The 14804-nt window shown below is 67.8% G+C and carries 18 protein-coding genes; 4 read left to right on the top strand and 14 right to left on the bottom strand.

The features are described from left to right. Positions 1–63: 63 nt before the first annotated feature. Positions 64–1200, bottom strand: coding sequence for a cystathionine gamma-synthase (locus tag Rhe02_RS31220; protein WP_203912001.1), 1137 nt, complete (start codon positions 1198–1200; stop codon positions 64–66). 30 nt (positions 1201–1230) lie between these two features. Between Rhe02_RS31220 and msrA the strand changes: the two genes are divergently transcribed. Next, positions 1231–1887, top strand: a complete 657-nt coding sequence (gene msrA, locus Rhe02_RS31225) for a peptide-methionine (S)-S-oxide reductase MsrA (protein ID WP_203912002.1) — start codon at positions 1231–1233, stop codon at positions 1885–1887. 18 nt (positions 1888–1905) lie between these two features. Beyond that, a complete protein-coding gene (locus Rhe02_RS31230) occupies positions 1906–3201 on the top strand; it encodes a phosphotransferase (RefSeq protein ID WP_203912003.1) in 1296 nt (431 codons plus the stop codon). Positions 3202–3205: 4 nt separating this feature from the next. On the opposite strand, the gene Rhe02_RS31235 is transcribed toward Rhe02_RS31230, so the two are convergent. From Rhe02_RS31235 to Rhe02_RS31295, 13 genes are all read right to left on the bottom strand, one after another. Further along, positions 3206–4357, bottom strand: a complete 1152-nt coding sequence (locus tag Rhe02_RS31235) for an MFS transporter (protein WP_203912004.1) — start codon at positions 4355–4357, stop codon at positions 3206–3208. Further along, positions 4358–4903: a GNAT family N-acetyltransferase gene (locus tag Rhe02_RS31240; protein WP_203912005.1), complete on the bottom strand. Its 546-nt coding sequence runs from the start codon at positions 4901–4903 to the stop codon at positions 4358–4360. Position 4904: 1 nt separating this feature from the next. After that, complete coding sequence (locus Rhe02_RS31245; RefSeq protein WP_203912006.1) at positions 4905–5126, bottom strand: hypothetical protein; 222 nt, start codon at positions 5124–5126, stop codon at positions 4905–4907. A 9-nt stretch (positions 5127–5135) separates the two neighbouring features. Beyond that, positions 5136–5672, bottom strand: coding sequence for a hypothetical protein (locus Rhe02_RS31250; protein WP_203912007.1), 537 nt, complete (start codon positions 5670–5672; stop codon positions 5136–5138). Further along, positions 5669–6721 carry a hypothetical protein gene (locus Rhe02_RS31255; protein ID WP_203912008.1) on the bottom strand — a complete coding sequence of 351 codons (1053 nt, stop codon included), beginning with the start codon at positions 6719–6721 and terminating at the stop codon, positions 5669–5671. Before Rhe02_RS31255 ends, Rhe02_RS31250 begins: the two co-directional genes overlap by 4 nt. Before the next feature lie 48 nt (positions 6722–6769). Then, positions 6770–7480: an ABC transporter permease subunit gene (locus Rhe02_RS31260; protein ID WP_203912009.1), complete on the bottom strand. Its 711-nt coding sequence runs from the start codon at positions 7478–7480 to the stop codon at positions 6770–6772. Between the two features lie 9 nt (positions 7481–7489). Continuing rightward, positions 7490–8401: an ABC transporter ATP-binding protein gene (locus tag Rhe02_RS31265; protein ID WP_239124166.1), complete on the bottom strand. Its 912-nt coding sequence runs from the start codon at positions 8399–8401 to the stop codon at positions 7490–7492. Further along, complete coding sequence (locus Rhe02_RS31270) at positions 8398–9258, bottom strand: ABC transporter permease (RefSeq protein WP_203912010.1); 861 nt, start codon at positions 9256–9258, stop codon at positions 8398–8400. Before Rhe02_RS31270 ends, Rhe02_RS31265 begins: the two co-directional genes overlap by 4 nt. After that, on the bottom strand, positions 9248–10165 hold the full coding sequence (locus Rhe02_RS31275) for an ABC transporter ATP-binding protein (RefSeq protein ID WP_203912011.1): 918 nt from the start codon (positions 10163–10165) through the stop codon (positions 9248–9250). Before Rhe02_RS31275 ends, Rhe02_RS31270 begins: the two co-directional genes overlap by 11 nt. A gap of 339 nt (positions 10166–10504) precedes the next feature. Continuing rightward, entirely contained in the window at positions 10505–10762 is a 258-nt protein-coding gene (locus Rhe02_RS31280) for a hypothetical protein (RefSeq protein WP_203912012.1), read from the bottom strand. Positions 10763–10787: 25 nt separating this feature from the next. Continuing rightward, on the bottom strand, positions 10788–10976 hold the full coding sequence (locus tag Rhe02_RS31285) for a hypothetical protein (protein WP_203912013.1): 189 nt from the start codon (positions 10974–10976) through the stop codon (positions 10788–10790). 9 nt (positions 10977–10985) lie between these two features. Beyond that, the gene (locus Rhe02_RS31290) at positions 10986–12344 is read right to left on the bottom strand and encodes a cystathionine beta-synthase (RefSeq protein ID WP_203912014.1); all 1359 of its coding nucleotides are present in this window, start codon (positions 12342–12344) and stop codon (positions 10986–10988) included. Positions 12345–12353: 9 nt separating this feature from the next. Further along, positions 12354–12728: a DUF1232 domain-containing protein gene (locus tag Rhe02_RS31295; protein WP_203912015.1), complete on the bottom strand. Its 375-nt coding sequence runs from the start codon at positions 12726–12728 to the stop codon at positions 12354–12356. A 45-nt stretch (positions 12729–12773) separates the two neighbouring features. Between Rhe02_RS31295 and Rhe02_RS31300 the strand changes: the two genes are divergently transcribed. Beyond that, positions 12774–13811, top strand: coding sequence for an SGNH/GDSL hydrolase family protein (locus Rhe02_RS31300; RefSeq protein WP_203912016.1), 1038 nt, complete (start codon positions 12774–12776; stop codon positions 13809–13811). Continuing rightward, complete coding sequence (locus Rhe02_RS31305; RefSeq protein WP_203912017.1) at positions 13808–14590, top strand: SGNH/GDSL hydrolase family protein; 783 nt, start codon at positions 13808–13810, stop codon at positions 14588–14590. Before Rhe02_RS31300 ends, Rhe02_RS31305 begins: the two co-directional genes overlap by 4 nt. The last annotated feature ends 214 nt before the right edge of the window (positions 14591–14804 follow it).

Raw genomic sequence — 14804 nt, forward strand, 5'->3', positions numbered from 1 at the left:
AGCGGATGCAAGAAGGCCGTGGGTGAGGTACCTCACCCACGGCCTTCAGCCGTCAAAACCCAGTTACCCCAACGCTTGTGCCAGATCGGCGATCAGATCGTCGACGGTCTCTATGCCAACCGACAGCCGGACGAGATCTGCCGGAACCTCAAGCGCCGACCCGGCCACGCTGGCGTGGGTCATCCGGCCCGGGTGCTCGATCAGCGACTCGATTCCGCCCAGGGACTCCGCAAGCGTGAACACCTTGGTGCTGTTGCAGATCCGCTCGGCCTCGGCCGGATCACCGGTCCGGAAACTGATCATCCCGCCGAAGCGCCGCATCTGCTTCGCCGCCACCTCGTGACCCGGGTGCTCGGGCAGCCCCGGGTAGAGAACCTGGCTCACCTTGCGATGCCGGGCGAGGAACTCGACCACCTTCTCCGCGTTGTCGCAGTGCCGCTCCATCCGCACCGCGAGCGTCTTCACCCCGCGCAGGGTGAGCCAGGCATCGAACGGCCCGTTGACGGCGCCCATGGCGTTCTGGTGGAACTTCAGCGTGTCGGCCAGCTCCTGGTCGTTCACCACAAGCGCGCCACCCACCACATCGGAGTGCCCGCCCACATACTTCGTCGTCGAATGCACCACCACATCCGCCCCGAGCGCGAGCGGCTGCTGCAGGTATGGGCTGGCAAAGGTGTTGTCCACGACCAGAAGCGCTCTGGCGTCGCGGGCCACGGTGGCGATCGCGGCCAGGTCGGCGATGTTGAGCAACGGGTTGGTCGGGGTCTCGATCCAGATCAGCTTGGTCTTCTCAGTGATCTTGGAGCGGATCTCGTCCACATTGGAGACATCGGCCGCGCTCCAGGTCAGGCCCCAACGCTGCGCCACCTTCGCGAACAGGCGGTACGTGCCGCCGTAGGCGTCGTTCGGGATCACCACATGATCACCGGGCAGGCAGGCCGCGCGGAGCAGGGTGTCCTCGGCGGCCAGGCCGCTGGCGAAGGTGAGCCCGTGCGCGCCGCCCTCGAGTGCGGCCAGGCACTCCTGCAGCGAGTCACGGGTAGGGTTGCCCGACCGCGAGTACTCGTACCCCAGCCGTGGCGCACCCACCGCGTCCTGCGCGTAGGTCGACGTCTGGAAGATCGGCGGGATCACCGCTCCGGTCCGAGGATCGGGCTCCTGGCCAGCGTGTATGGCAAGCGTTTCAAAGCCGTAAGACATGACCTCAGATTACTGCGGCATCATTGAGGCATGTTTTTGCGCCGCAAGATGCTCGAACTGCCCACCGCCACCGAAGCCCTGCCCGGCCGCCCCGACGCGCTGAGGATCGCCGAGCGGCACACCGTGCTCGGCACCCCCACCAAGGGGCCCTGGCCCGCAAACACCGAGGTCGCCGTCTTCGGCATGGGCTGCTTCTGGGGGGCTGAGCGCATCTTCTGGAAGACAGCCGGCGTCTACTCCACCGCGGTCGGCTACGCGGGCGGTATCACGCCGAATCCGACCTATGAAGAGGTCTGTTCCGGAATGACCGGTCAAAACGAAGTGGTGCAGGTCGTCTTCGACCCGAGCGTCGTCTCGTACCAAACACTGCTCAAGATCTTCTGGGAGAACCACGACCCGACCCAGGGCATGCGTCAAGGCAATGACATCGGCACCCAATACCGCTCGGCCATCTACACCACCACCGACGCCCAAATGGCCGAGGCCCTCGCCTCAGAAAAGGCCTTCCAGCCCGTCGTGAGCGCGAGCGGCTACGGCCAGATCACCACCGAGATCGCGCCGCTGGGCGACTTCTACTACGCCGAGGACTATCACCAGCAATACCTTTCCGACGCCAAAAACCCGGGCGGCTACTGCAACATCGGCCCCAACGGCATGTCCTGCCCCGTCGGTCTCGCCGCTAACTAGCCCCCGAGGGGAAGCGCGGTGGTGCAGGCTCGGTCGGCGGCGAAGGTTGTTCTGGTTGATGATGCGTCCGGGTTGGTGCTGTGCGACGAGCGCAGTGGCACTGTCCAGCTGCCCGAGTTGCGCTTCGAGAGTGCGTGGCCTCCGCTCGGGGGCCGCCTTTCCGAGGCGATCGCCGCCCAGATCGGCGTGTGCGGAAGGGTTCTGGAGCCGCTCGATTTCGTCACCGTCGTGATGACGGCGGGTCCGGGTCAGGATGCCCCGGTGGGGTACAGCTGGCGCCCGCCCGCCGATGTATACGGACAGGTGACTGTCGTCGACCGGTTCCTTGACCAGGACCGATGGCGGCCGCCCTGGTACAGGACCGGGTGGGCCGAGCGTGCCGATGCCTACGTCGACGAGGTGCTCGCCGCGACCGGCCGCCGTCGCCTCGGCGACTCGCAACAGGTCAAGCATTGGAGCTTGTCGGCCGTGCTGCGAACTGCGGCCGACGGCGGTGACGTCTTCCTCAAAAGCGGTCTGCCGCCGTATGCGCACGAGCCCGCCGTGACGTCGTGGTTGGCAACACAGGGCTGCGGACCGTTCGCCACCATCGTGGCGGCGGCCGCGCCCGATGCCTGGTGGGTGGCGAACGACTTCGGCGGAGCCGATGGGCAAAAGGGGTCGCCGGCCGATCAGGCGCGCATCCTGGCTCAGCTGTGCCGGGTTCAGGTGGCCATGCTCGATCAGACCGAGGCGTTGTTCGCGCTCGGCTGTCGGCCGCTCCGTATGGCGGACCTTGCTTCCACGATTCCGGATCTGCTGTCTCGGGATGACCTGTGGGCTGCGCCCAAGGAGCTGCGAAACCTGCATCGTGCCTTCGATGCGCATGAGGCGACCCAGCTGCGCGGTCTCGGCTCGTTTCTGAGCAGGTGCTGCGCGGATCTGGAGACGGCCGGCATGCCTGACACCCTGATCCACGGCGACTTCCACCCGGGCAACGCCGTGCTGCGCGCAGACGGCGTGCTGCTGCATGACTGGTCGTTCGCCGCGATCGGCAACCCGCTGTTGGACCTCGCGTGCGCGCGCTATGACGCGTCGCCCGAGCAGGCCGCTGCAGGGTTCGACGCTTACCTCTCCGGGTGGTCTGGCGTCGTCGATCCGGCGGCGCTGCGCCGTGCGTGGCGACCAGCGGGGCCGATATCTGCCTTCGCCGAGCTGGTCAAGTTTGTGGGCCTCGTCGATCTTGTCGGAGAGGCACACGCCTTCAACTACCTGCCGGTCGTGTACGGCTGGGCACGGCGCCTGCTGGGCGCGTGCGCGGCTGACAGGGCCTAGACGGCTAGCCGGGCTTCGGAGCCCGCCGGAAGGAGGTGAGGACGGCGATCCCCGCGAGACCGGCTAGGGCCGCGGCGATGGCGAAAGCGGCCGGGATGCTTGCCGGGTTGGCGATGAGGCCGAACAGGATGGGGCCGCCGCCCAGTCCGAGGTCGACGAAGATGCTGAAGGTCGCGGCCGCCGCGCCGTGCTGGGAGGCGGGCAGGCGGCTCATCATCTCGCGATAGAAGGCGGGGGTGAGGAAGGTGACACCCACGCCGAGCACCACGGCACCCGCGATCAGCCCGTTGGACGTGTCCGTGAGGCTCATCAGGCCAAGGCCGAGGGCGCAGTTGATAAGCGCCCATCCCGACAGCAGCGGGGCCGGGTAGCGGTCGGAGAGCCGGGCGAACAGCAGACGACAGCCGACCACGACAGCCCCGTAGACGAAAAGCACTGTGCCCGCGCCGTTCAGCCCGATGTCGCGGGCGTAAAGGGTGGCGAAGGCAAGGAATCCGGCGGCGCCGCCCAGCCCGGCGAGGAAGGCCAGACCCGGCCCGATCAGTTGACGGGCAATCAGCGGGGCCGGCTCCGCGGGTGCGTGGACACGTTTCATTCGCGGAACCCCGGCCGCGAACAGCGTGGCCAAACATCCCAACCCGAGCGCCCCGAGCCAGGCTGTGTCGAAGTTTCCGGCGCGCAACAGCCATTCCCCGAGCGCCGGGCCGAAGGCGATGCCGAGGTAGAGGGCAAGCGAGTTGTAGCTCAGCGCCTCGCCGAGCCGGTCGGGCGGGGCGATGTCGGCGAGCGCGGCCATGCCCGCCACGAAGAAGAGGGCGTCTGAGACCCCGAGCGCCCCCCGCACGATGAGCAGCGCCCAATACGACTCGACCACAAGATGGGCGGCGATGACGAGAGTGAACAGGATGCCGCCGATAAGGAAGAGCCGGCCACTGCCCAGCCGGTCGGAAAGCCGCCCGGCGAAGGGACGCAACACCAGCGCGGTGAAGCTGAAGATTCCCACCGCGACACCGACGCCGACCGGGCCGGCCGCCATCGGGCCGGAAGCCAGCAGCGGCACCACCGGGATCATCAGCCCGATCGCCAGAAAGTAGGCAAGTTCCGACAGGGTCAGCGCGACGAACGCGGGCGTGATCAGGCGGCGCGCGTCGGACACCTAGCGCTCCAGCTCGGCGCCGGGCCAGGGGCCCGGCGGCCGGTCGGGCAGATCCTCGGAGCCGGTCTTGATGTCGTAGACACGCAGGCCGCGTGCCTGGTAGTTGGCCAGCGCGTGGGGGCTGTCCAGGGAGCAGGTGTGCAGCCAGACCCGGGTCGTGGTGAGCTGCCAGGCGTGGTCGAGCACCCACCAGAGGAAGTAGCGGCCGATTCCCTTGCCGACGAAAGCCGGAAGCAGGCCAAAGCTATTGACCTCGATCGCGCCGTCGTCGTGCGGGACCAGCTCGGCGTAGCCGGCCGGAGTGCCGTGCTGATAGACCACCCAGGTCTCCAGACCCGGCTTGCCCAGCCACTCCTGCCAGCGGCGGTATGTCCACGGCAGACGGCCGCGCCAATGCCAGGGACCACCGACCGCGGTGTAGAGAAAGCGGCTGAACTCCGGCGTGGGCTGCTCTGCTTGCATGATGGTCAGGGGTTGGGCCGGCTGGGCTACGGCGACCAGGTCTGCCGGCGCGGTCTGCTCCAGGTACCAAGTAGTGATCTCCATGTCAGAGACCCCTGTTGCGCGGATGGTTGCGGGCGACACGCTCGTTGCCGCGCTTGTAGTTGCCGGTCCACCGGGCCATAACCTCCTGGTCGTCCTCGCCGACCTCGGCCAGGAAGGCCTCCGCTCGGGCACCGCGCAGGGTGGTGGCCGGGCGGCCGTGGTGGGTGATGACTACGGCCCCATCCGGGCGGATCTGGTAGTCGAAGCCGTTGGGTGCTGGCACGTCTGGATGTTAACGTGCCCGGGCCTGGCTGATCAGCGGGATTCCGGAGCCGCACTTCAGCTCGTAGAGCAACTCGAAGAGGCGATCGCGGGAGACGATGTCGCGACCCTGCACGGTCAGGTGCGCGGAAACCCGGTACCGGCCGCCTTCCACATCGGTCAGGAGTCCTCTTTGGACGACCGCCACCAGGGCGGTCACCTCGAGATCGAGACGCAGGGCGGCGGTGATCGTCATCAGGTGTTTGCCGCTGACCGTGACGTCGAGCTCCAGCTCGTGTTCCCACGGCAGCTCATAGGTTTTCACCGTCACCCGCTGCACGGTGCCCGGCTGGGCATGGGTTTCCCGGGCCGCTGTCAGCAGGCGCGACTGGATCCGGAACGCCTCCAGCAGCACGTCGCTCACCTCGAAGTCGAGCACCTGGGACAGCCTGCTCACCACCGCCTGGCACACCGCCGGGGACGACACCGCGCCGGAGGCGGCCAGGTGCTCGGCCGCTTCGATCTCTCCCGAAGCGCTGCCGAAAAGCAGCTCCCGCACCGTCGTCATGACACCTCCCGCAGCTGGTCCAGACGAAACGCGCTGCGCTGCGACTTCACCGTGACCTCAAGACCCGTGCTGCCGGGCGGTTTCTTGTTCCTGTTCGACCTGGATCGCACCAGAAACACGGCCAGCAGCAGCAATAGCAGCACCGCCGCACCGGCCGGGAGCGCCCACTGCAGCGAGGCCGGCGCCGGGACCGGAGCGGCAAGCCAGGTAAGGCAGACCGGTGTCAGCCGCATCGCGATGGCCGAGTTGTCGCGGCTGGCCCCACTGACTTCGAAGATCTCGCCGCCGGCCGTGAGCACGGCATAGTTCGGCAGCGTGCCGGAGGTGACCTGGTAACCGGAGGAGCTGAAGACCTCGCCGGCCGCGCAGGTGACCTTTTGCGACGCGGTGCGCGGGAAGGTGCACTGCTGGGCGAAATTCGGGACCGCTATGCAACTTGGTGTCCCCGCCTCCACCTGTGTCACGGCCGCACCGAGCGTGGAGCTGCTCGCTTTGCCGCCAAGGCAAACCGCGAAGACCTCAATTTTCTGGGTACCGGGTGCGCCGCCGGCATCGCCGGGAAGACGAGCCGCCTCCACGGCCCACCCGTTGCCCGCCGTGGGATAGCTGCCCGTCACCACGGCCCCGCCGGTGCGCGGGGCCCACGACGACCGATAACCGCCGCCGGTCACCACCGTCCCGCTAGGACATTGCGCCTGCGCCGACGGCGGCTGCCCCGCGACGGTCTGCGACGAGGTGTGCCCGTCGGCGCCGCGCAGGCATCTGACGTTGACCTGAAGCGGCGCAAGGGTTTTGGAGGGATTCCAGACGACCACCGTCCACGAGGTCGGCGAGCTCGGGTAACTGGAGATCACCCGCAGCTCGCGCGACGCCGACGAGAACCCTCCGCCGACAACTTCCTCCCCGCTCTCGCATTCAACGCTGAGCGGAAACAGCTGCGCCTGGTTCGGCAGAACATCGAAGGTCCGCGAACGCGTCTGGGCGGTGGCCACACCGGCGGCCGGGGCGCTCAGGGCCGCCGCGAGAGCTATCAACACAAAGGACCGCATCGCGGTTCAGGATGGCATGAGCATGCCACCCTTGCCCCATAAGTGTCTTTAGCTTGTCTCTCCGGCAACCGAGAACGACCGCAGCCGATCGGTCGCGAAGCAGAAACCGAGAGCCGTAAATACCGCGCTCATGATGAAGGCGACCGTGATCGATACCGTACCGTTGATCAGACTGGTGTCCGCCCATTTGTGCGCGAGCGAAATCACGTACTGCTGAATGGAAAGCACCCTGGTGCCGGAGACCGCGTTGCTGAGCAGCCCCTCCCAAATCATCACGTAGAGGAGCCCGACGAGCACCGGCCGTCGCGTCAGCACACTGAGCGCGATGAACAATGCACTGTAAGCAAGCGCTCCCACCGCGCTGGCGGCCGCCAAGCCGAGCCCGAGCCGCCATCCGTCGGTGACGATCCCGGCGATCAGCATCGGCACCGCGACCGTGATCGTGGTGACGCCGAAGGCCACCACGAGTTTGGAAAGCACAATCTTCCAGCGGGGAATCGGCTTGGTGAGGATGTGCACCACGGTGCCGTCGTCGATCTCCGACCCGAGCACCGCCGTCCCCACAATCAACGCGGTGACCGGCAGCAGCGTGGCTATGCCAATCCCACCCAGCACCGGGAAGGCGAATTCCTCGGGATGCCCGAGCGAGGAGCCCAGCCAGGCCATCCCGATCAGGATGAGCGGCAGCGGGAAAAGCAACAGGAAGCGGCTGCGGCCGAACAGACCGCGAGCGGTGATCCAAGCGATGGTGGCGTTCATGTTTGCTCCCTAAGCCGCGACCAGATAGGAGAAGACGCTTTCAAGCGACTCGTCGGACGGGGTCAGCCGGCGCACCCGGATCCCTTGCGCCAACGCGATTCGCGGCAGCTCACGGGTGAACGTGCCATAGTCCCCGGCGTGCACGACAAGGCCCTCGCCGCCGAGGGAAACCCCGGCCACCGAGTCGCTGGCCATCAGCGCCACCGCGAGTCTGCGGTCGTCGCTGGAGACGATGGCGAAGACGTGCGGGCGGTGCGTCATCAACCGCCGGATCGTGCGGAAATCCCCGCTGGCGGCAAGCCTTCCCGCCACGATCACCTGGACCGTGCCGGAGACCTGCTCGACCTCTTCGAGAATGTGCGAGCTGAACAGGACCGTGCGGCCCTCATCCCCGAGATCGTGCAGCAGCTCCATCATGTGCAGGCGCTGACGCGGGTCCATGCCGTTGAACGGCTCATCGAGCAGCAGCACACCGGGATCGTGGACGAGCGCCGCCGCGACCCGGGTGCGCTGGCGCATCCCCTTGGAGTAGGTGCTGAGCCGCCTGTTCTGCGACTCGGTCATCTCCACCAGTTCTAGAGCGCGCTTCGCGGCACCCTTCGGGTCGGCCAGGCCGTGCAGCTTGGCGCTGGCGTAGACGAACTCCCAGCCGGTCAAAAACCCGTGCGCCGCTTCCCTTTCGCTCACCAGGCCGAGGTGGCGGTAGATCTCCGGGTGGCGCCAGGTCGGCTCCTTGTCGAGGGTGACCTCGCCGCGCGACGGCGCGAGGAAGCCCGCCATCATGTGCAGCAGCGTCGTCTTGCCGGCCCCGTTCGGGCCGAGCAGACCGGTCACGCCCGGGCCGAGGCTCATCGTGATGTCGTTGATGGCGACGACGTTGCCGTACCAGCGCGACACTCCGGTCAGGTCCAATGTGGTCACAGCGACACCCTCCGGTAGCGCAGGAGCAGGAGCAGCACACAGATCGCGGGCAGGAGCAGGCCGACCACTCCGTAGGCCGGCCCGTAGCTGCCGACGTCGATGTCCCCGCCATTACCCCAGATCCATTCACGGATCCCCTCGGGCAGCATGAACGGGCTCGCCATCGGCGCGATCTGCCGGGCGGTCTCCGACCCGAGTGCCATCACCACGGCGACCACCGGAAGGCTGATCAGATAGACAGCGGCGATCGCGCCCGCGGCGAAGGCCCGGCGGCTGGCGAGCGAGGCGATGAGCAGCGAGACGGTTCCGAAGAGCACCGCGTACATGGCCGCCATCGCGAACCCGCCGAGCAGATCCTTGAGCTCACCAAGGAAGTCCGCGCCGCCGAAGGCGCTGGCGACGAAGATGAGCAGCTGCGGGCCGGCCAGGATCAGCCAGGCGGCGACGACGAGCGCGCCGAGTTTGGCCAGCACGTAATCGACGCGGCCGACCGGCCGGGAAAAGTAGAGCGGCAGCAAATGATTGCGAAGATCCCGCGACACCAGCTCCGGCGCCACTACCGCCAGGAAGATCAGGATGAGGAAGCTGGCCACCTGCGGCAGGTCCTGATAGCCGATGTCGGTCTCGCCGCCCTGCGCCCGAACCACCGCCACGATGAGGGCGATCGCGCTCACTATGCCGATAATGATCCAAGGAAAGATCTTCGCCTTGGCGCTACGGCCCAACCCGAACGAGGCCCGAAGCCCGTGCACGAAAAGGGATCGCGCCGCGTACCCGCGGCTGAGCCGCGGCCCGTCATAGCGCTGATACCCGATGTCATGGATAACACTGTTTTGAACAGCACCGTCAGCCGACATTGCTGGCCTCCCTCTCCGTGGCGAACAGCTCGGCCACCCGGTGGTGACGCTGTTCCAGCCGGTGCAACGGCAGATCCAGGTCGGCCACCGTACGCAGAACGACGTCGTAAGTGTCCTCATTGGACAGTGGGACGAGCAGGGCCCGCTGATCGAGACGAGGCTGGATTCCCTTGGCCGCCAGCGCTTCCGCCAGCGCCTCGGTCCCCTCGGCCACCTCGATCGCCAGCACATCCGTGCCCGTCGTCATCGACTCGATACGGTCGGCTCGCAACAGCCGCCCCGCTTCGATGGCCACCAGCGAGTCGCAGATCCGCTCGACCTCGCCGAGCAGGTGCGAGCAGACCACCACCGAGATGCCGAATTCGTTGCCGATGCGGTGGATGAGATTGAGCATCGCGTCCCGGCCGGCCGGATCGAGCCCGTTGGTCGGCTCGTCGAGCAGCAGCAGATCGGGGTCGTGCACGAGTGCCTGAGCGAGCTTGACCCGCTGCTTCATCCCGGTGGAGTAGCCACCGATCTGGCGATAGCGCTCCTCGTAGAGGCCGACGTGGCGCAGCGCCTCCGAGGCGCGCTCCCGGGCCACCGTCTTGGGCAGCCCACTCATCCTGGCCATGTGGGTGACGAACTCGGCCGCAATCATGTCGGGCGGCAGACAGTCGTGCTCGGGCATATACCCGACGCGGGCGCGCACCTCATGCCCCCGAGTCACCGGGTCGATCCCGAGCACCCGAACCTCACCGCTGGTCGGCGCCAGCAGCCCGAGCAGCACCTTGATCATCGTGGATTTGCCCGCGCCGTTGGCGCCCACCAACCCGATGACGCCCGGATCGACCTGCAACGTGAGCTGATCCAGCGCCACCACTCGCGGGTAAGCCTTGGTCAGCGACCTGGTCTCGATTATTGCCACGCGCCCAACCTAGGCCCTGCCGACCGGCCACGTGATCCGGTATTCCCCCTAGTCGTCCCTGACTTGTCGTCCCTGACTTGGGGGAGGAAACGAAGTGTGGGCGAGGGCGGTGGCGCCGACTGCGGGGAACAGCGCCAATACCCTCGCCCATACACCATTTCCTGGGAAGTGCTTCGCGCCTGGCCGGACGGCTCGGGCTAGGGCATGGCGGCCACGCCCGGGCCGAAGGCGCTGTTGCCGACGTTCCGCGGAGGCTGCTTAACGCCGGCTCACTTCTGAAGGAAACAGTGTCGCGGTTGGCCGCGCCGGCGGGGCGCTGGGCTTCGCCGCGGGGGGAAGCTAGTAGAACTCTCGTCGCCACCGGGGCAGCGACCGTAGGTTGTTGATGTCGTGGCGGGCTGTCCACGACTCGCGCCAGCCCCGCTTTGAGGCCGCTGCTGCCCGCTCGGCGAGTCGCCTGGCGTCACACGGCCAGGCTTTCCCGCACCAGGCGCATTGGTCTTGCTCGTCGGGGCTGCTGTGACGGCCCAGCATGTGCTGGGCGTCGCGCCACAACAGTGGATCGGTTATGTCGGCGGCCTTCGCCAAGCGACTCACCCACCTTCGTTGGCGTTACATAGAGTTAACGGCCTTCCGGGGTGGGGGTATCGCACTGCGTGTGCGATCGTGCCTCACGACTTGCCAACAGCGCGACCAGGATCATCAGGCCGACAAGAAGGGCGGAGAGTCCAAACCAGACCGTGGGCCGGGTGGACAGGTGAAGCAACGGCGGCGTGGGTTGCGCCGTTGGCTCCAGCGCAACCCATAACATATCGCTATTTTACCCCAAATGGGTCAAAAGGTCCTGACGGCTGATCACGCCTACCGGCTTTCCGTCCACGAGGACCATCGCGGCATCGGATTTCTCAAGCAGCGCAACAGCTTCGGACACCGGCTGGCCGCCACCGATCATCGGCAGCGCCGCGCCAACGTGCCGGTCGACCGGGTCGTGCAGGTGAGCGCCGCCGGTAAACAGCGCGTCCAGCAGATCCTTCTCGACGATCGAGCCCGCCACCTCGCCGGTCACCACCGGCGGTTCGGCTTTGAGCACCGGGAGCTGGGAGACGCCATATTCGCGCATGATGTCGATCGCGTCGCGGACCGTGTCGGTCGGGTGGACGTGCACCATCTGCGGCAGGTTGCCCTTCTTCGCCGCGAGCACGTCGGCGACCGTCGTCCCGCCGCCCTCGTGACCCAGGAAGCCGTAACGGGCCATCCAGTCATCGTTGAAGATCTTCGACAGGTACCCGCGTCCGCCATCGGGCAACAGAACCACCACGACATCGTCCGGACCCGCGTTGCGGGCCACCTCGAGCGCGGCCACCACGGCCATCCCGCACGAGCCACCGACCAGCAGGCCCTCCTCGCGGGCGAGCCGGCGGGTGATCGCGAAGGACTCCTTGTCGGTCACCTCGATGATCTCGTCGCAGACGCCGCGGTCGTAGGTCTCCGGCCAGAAGTCCTCGCCCACGCCCTCGACCAGATATGGCCGCCCTGTCCCGCCCGAGTACACGGAGCCCTCCGGGTCGGCGCCGATGATGCGCACGTCGCCCTGCTCCTTCAGGTACCGGCCGATCCCCGAAATTGTCCCGCCCGTGCCCACCCCGGCGACAAAATGCGTGATCCGGCCGGCGGTCTGCTCCCAGATCTCGGGGCCGGTCGTCTCATAGTGCGACCTCGGGTTGTTCACGTTCGAATACTGATTCGGCTTCCACGCGCCGGGGATCTCCCGCGCCAGCCGGTCAGACACGTTGTAGTAAGACCTGGGGTCCTCCGGCGCCACCGCGGTCGGGCAGACCACCACCTCGGCGCCGTAGGCGCGCAACACGTTCTGCTTGTCCTCGCTGACCTTGTCGGGACAGACGAAGACGCACCGGTAGCCCTTCAGCTGGGCCACCAGGGCCAAGCCCACGCCGGTGTTGCCGCTCGTCGGCTCGACGATGGTGCCGCCGGGCTTGAGCAGGCCCTCCTCCTCGGCAGCCTCGACCATCCGCACCGCGATGCGGTCTTTGACCGACCCGCCCGGGTTCAAATATTCGATCTTGGCTAGCACGGTGGCCGCTATGCCCTCGGTGACATTGCGGAGCCTGACCAGCGGGGTGTTGCCAATCAGGTCAACGACGTTCTCGTAATAACGCACACGTCAAGCCTATGCGACCTCACCATCGATAACGCCTTCAGGCTTCATCCGCCGCCCTGGCGCGCGACCCTGCTCCCAGAGCAGGAAGCGCTCGGTCTCGGAGAGCACCGCGCCCGCTATCCATGTGGCCACCACCACATCGTCGAGAAGCCCAGGTAGCAGGAAGACCGCTTCTGGAAAGAGGTCTATCGGAGAGGCGACATACAGCGTCGCTAGAGAGATCGCAAAGAGCCGACCAAACCCGTCATATCGGCCCGTTACCGTGAACCAGAACATCCGCGGAAGCGCAGCTAGACGCTGGCTGAGCGCCGGTCCTGCCTTTGAAGCGGTCAGAGCACGCCAAATCGCCGAGAATGCGGCGGCGCGACGCATCGAGCTGGCCATCTCACCTCCACTTGAACGAAAGTCCATTCGGATAGCCTTTTCCCCATGGCCGAGCGTACTGCGGCCGGAGCCGCTTCCAAACGGCTTCGTGCCCCGGACTGGTCCCGCATTGTTCTCTACGGCGGTGGCGCTCTGACCGCGGCCGGCGTAGCCGCCGCGGGTGTTTTGCTTGGGCAGGTGGAGTTTGCCCGGCGCACCATCCCGATCGCCGAAGCCCCGCCGCCCCGAGCCGATGGGTTCTACGGGCACGGTCGCAAAGCCGACGCGCTCAAACTCGTGGTGCTCGGGGACTCCTCGGCTGCCGGGCTGGGCGTGAGACGGGCTCGGCAGACGCCGGGCGCGCTCATCGCCGCCGGGCTGCACCGCCGGCTGGACCGACCCGTTCACCTGACCAATCTGGCTGTAGCGGGCACGACTTCCGCCCGAATGCTGCCTCAGGTCGACGAAGCGCTCGACTTGCGCCCCGATGTCGCGGTTATCCTGGTCGGCGCGAACGATGTCACCCACCGCGCCGGGCAGGCCAACTCCGTGCGGCATCTGGCCGATGCGGTGCGGCGCCTGCGCTCGGTCGGCGCCCGGGTCGTCGTAGGCACCTGTCCCGATCTGGGGGCCATCGCCCCGTTCCGGCCTCCGCTGCGGTGGCTCGCGCATCGCTGGAGCCGCCAGCTCGCCGCCGCGCAAACCGTCGCCGTGGTCGAGGCGGGCGGCTGGACCGTCTCGCTCGGTTCCCTGCTCGGGCCAAAGTTTGCGGCACAGCCACATCGCATGTTCTCGCGCGACCGATTCCATCCCTCGGCCGAGGGATACGCCTTGGCCGCCTCTGTGCTGCTGCCGACCGTGGTGGCCGCGATGCGGGCTCCGATTCCGAATGCTCTTTCGTCAAATGCCGAGGTCGGGGTACGGTCGCTGCCACAGGCCGCGGAAGAGGCCGTCCGGCGTGCTGGCACCGAGGTCAGCGCGGTCAAGGTGGGCGGCCGAGACCGCGGCCCCGCCGGGCGGTGGGCACAACTGCGCCGCCGGGTTTGGGAGGCGGTGCGCCCGGCCGATGCATCGCCCACAGTGGACAGTCTGGAGCGAGCATGAGTTCGTTGGCCCGCAAGGTCTTCAAGACCGCTGCGCTCACCCTCGTGGCGGGCACAGTAGGAGGCGCCGCCCTGCTCGCGGCCGAGGCGGTGGTAGCCCGTAACCGGCGCTATGCCCAACCCGCGCTCGGCTTGGCGTTGCGCGCCAAGGTGGGCGACTCCAGCGGTCCGCCGCTGCGGCTGGTGCTGCTCGGCGACTCCACCGCCCTCGGCGTCGGCGTCGATCGCCTCGTGGACACCGTCGGCGGCCAGCTTGCCTCGCTGCTTTCCATCGACGGCCGCCAGGTCATGCTCTCCAGCGTCGGCGTGGCCGGCTCGCGCTCCTCGGATCTGGCCACCCAGGTGGCCCGCTGCCTGCTGGGTGAACGCCCCGACGTAGCAGTCATTCTCATCGGCGCCAACGACGCCACCGCCCTGCGCCGCCCCGGCGACGCTGCGGTCTATCTGGGCGCCGCAGTTCGCCGCCTGCGCGACGCCGGAGTCGAAGTCGTGGTCGGTGCCTGCCCAGACCTCGGCGCGGCCCGCGCCATCGCACCCCCGCTGCGCCAGATCGTCGGCTGGCTGGGCCGCCGCGTCGCCCGCGCCCAAGTCCGAGCGGTCCACGCAGCCGGAGGAGCCGTCGTCGACCTCGGCGCCGAAACCGGCCCGGTCTTCCGCGCCGACCCCAACACCCTCTGCCACGACCGCTACCACCCCTCAGCCGACGGCTACCGTGTCTGGGCCTACGCCCTCCTCCCCGCCGTCGCCCACGCCGCCGGCGTAACCCCCCGCCTCCCCTAACCCCCCGCCGCCCCACCCCCGCGCCAAGATCACCGCCAGCGGGTTGTCGGCGGCGCAGCCGCCGCGGGGGACCAAGCACGGGCGTGGCGTTGCCGCCCGGGAGGTGCGGCGAAGGACCACGACGGTGCGGCGCAAATAAGGCGACGTAGAGAAAGCGGCGTCGAGAAGTCGGCGCAGAGAAAGCGGCGCAGAGAAGGCGACGTAGAGAAAGCGG

The organism is Rhizocola hellebori (assembly GCF_016862955.1).
Taxonomy (GTDB): Bacteria; Actinomycetota; Actinomycetes; order Mycobacteriales; family Micromonosporaceae; genus Rhizocola; species Rhizocola hellebori.

Bases quoted from the DNA above. Each gene is read 5' to 3' on its own strand.
- Rhe02_RS31250 (WP_203912007.1), bottom strand. From the start codon at position 5,672: ATGACGACGGTGCGGGAGCTGCTTTTCGGCAGCGCTTCGGGAGAGATC.
- Rhe02_RS31285 (WP_203912013.1), bottom strand. From the start codon at position 10,976: ATGTTATGGGTTGCGCTGGAGCCAACGGCGCAACCCACGCCGCCGTTG.
- Rhe02_RS31260 (WP_203912009.1), bottom strand. From the start codon at position 7,480: ATGAACGCCACCATCGCTTGGATCACCGCTCGCGGTCTGTTCGGCCGC.
- Rhe02_RS31270 (WP_203912010.1), bottom strand. From the start codon at position 9,258: ATGTCGGCTGACGGTGCTGTTCAAAACAGTGTTATCCATGACATCGGG.
- Rhe02_RS31305 (WP_203912017.1), top strand. From the start codon at position 13,808: ATGAGTTCGTTGGCCCGCAAGGTCTTCAAGACCGCTGCGCTCACCCTC.
- msrA (WP_203912002.1), top strand. From the start codon at position 1,231: ATGTTTTTGCGCCGCAAGATGCTCGAACTGCCCACCGCCACCGAAGCC.
- Rhe02_RS31220 (WP_203912001.1), bottom strand. From the start codon at position 1,200: ATGTCTTACGGCTTTGAAACGCTTGCCATACACGCTGGCCAGGAGCCC.
- Rhe02_RS31255 (WP_203912008.1), bottom strand. From the start codon at position 6,721: ATGCGGTCCTTTGTGTTGATAGCTCTCGCGGCGGCCCTGAGCGCCCCG.
- Rhe02_RS31300 (WP_203912016.1), top strand. From the start codon at position 12,774: ATGGCCGAGCGTACTGCGGCCGGAGCCGCTTCCAAACGGCTTCGTGCC.
- Rhe02_RS31240 (WP_203912005.1), bottom strand. From the start codon at position 4,903: ATGGAGATCACTACTTGGTACCTGGAGCAGACCGCGCCGGCAGACCTG.
- Rhe02_RS31295 (WP_203912015.1), bottom strand. From the start codon at position 12,728: ATGGCCAGCTCGATGCGTCGCGCCGCCGCATTCTCGGCGATTTGGCGT.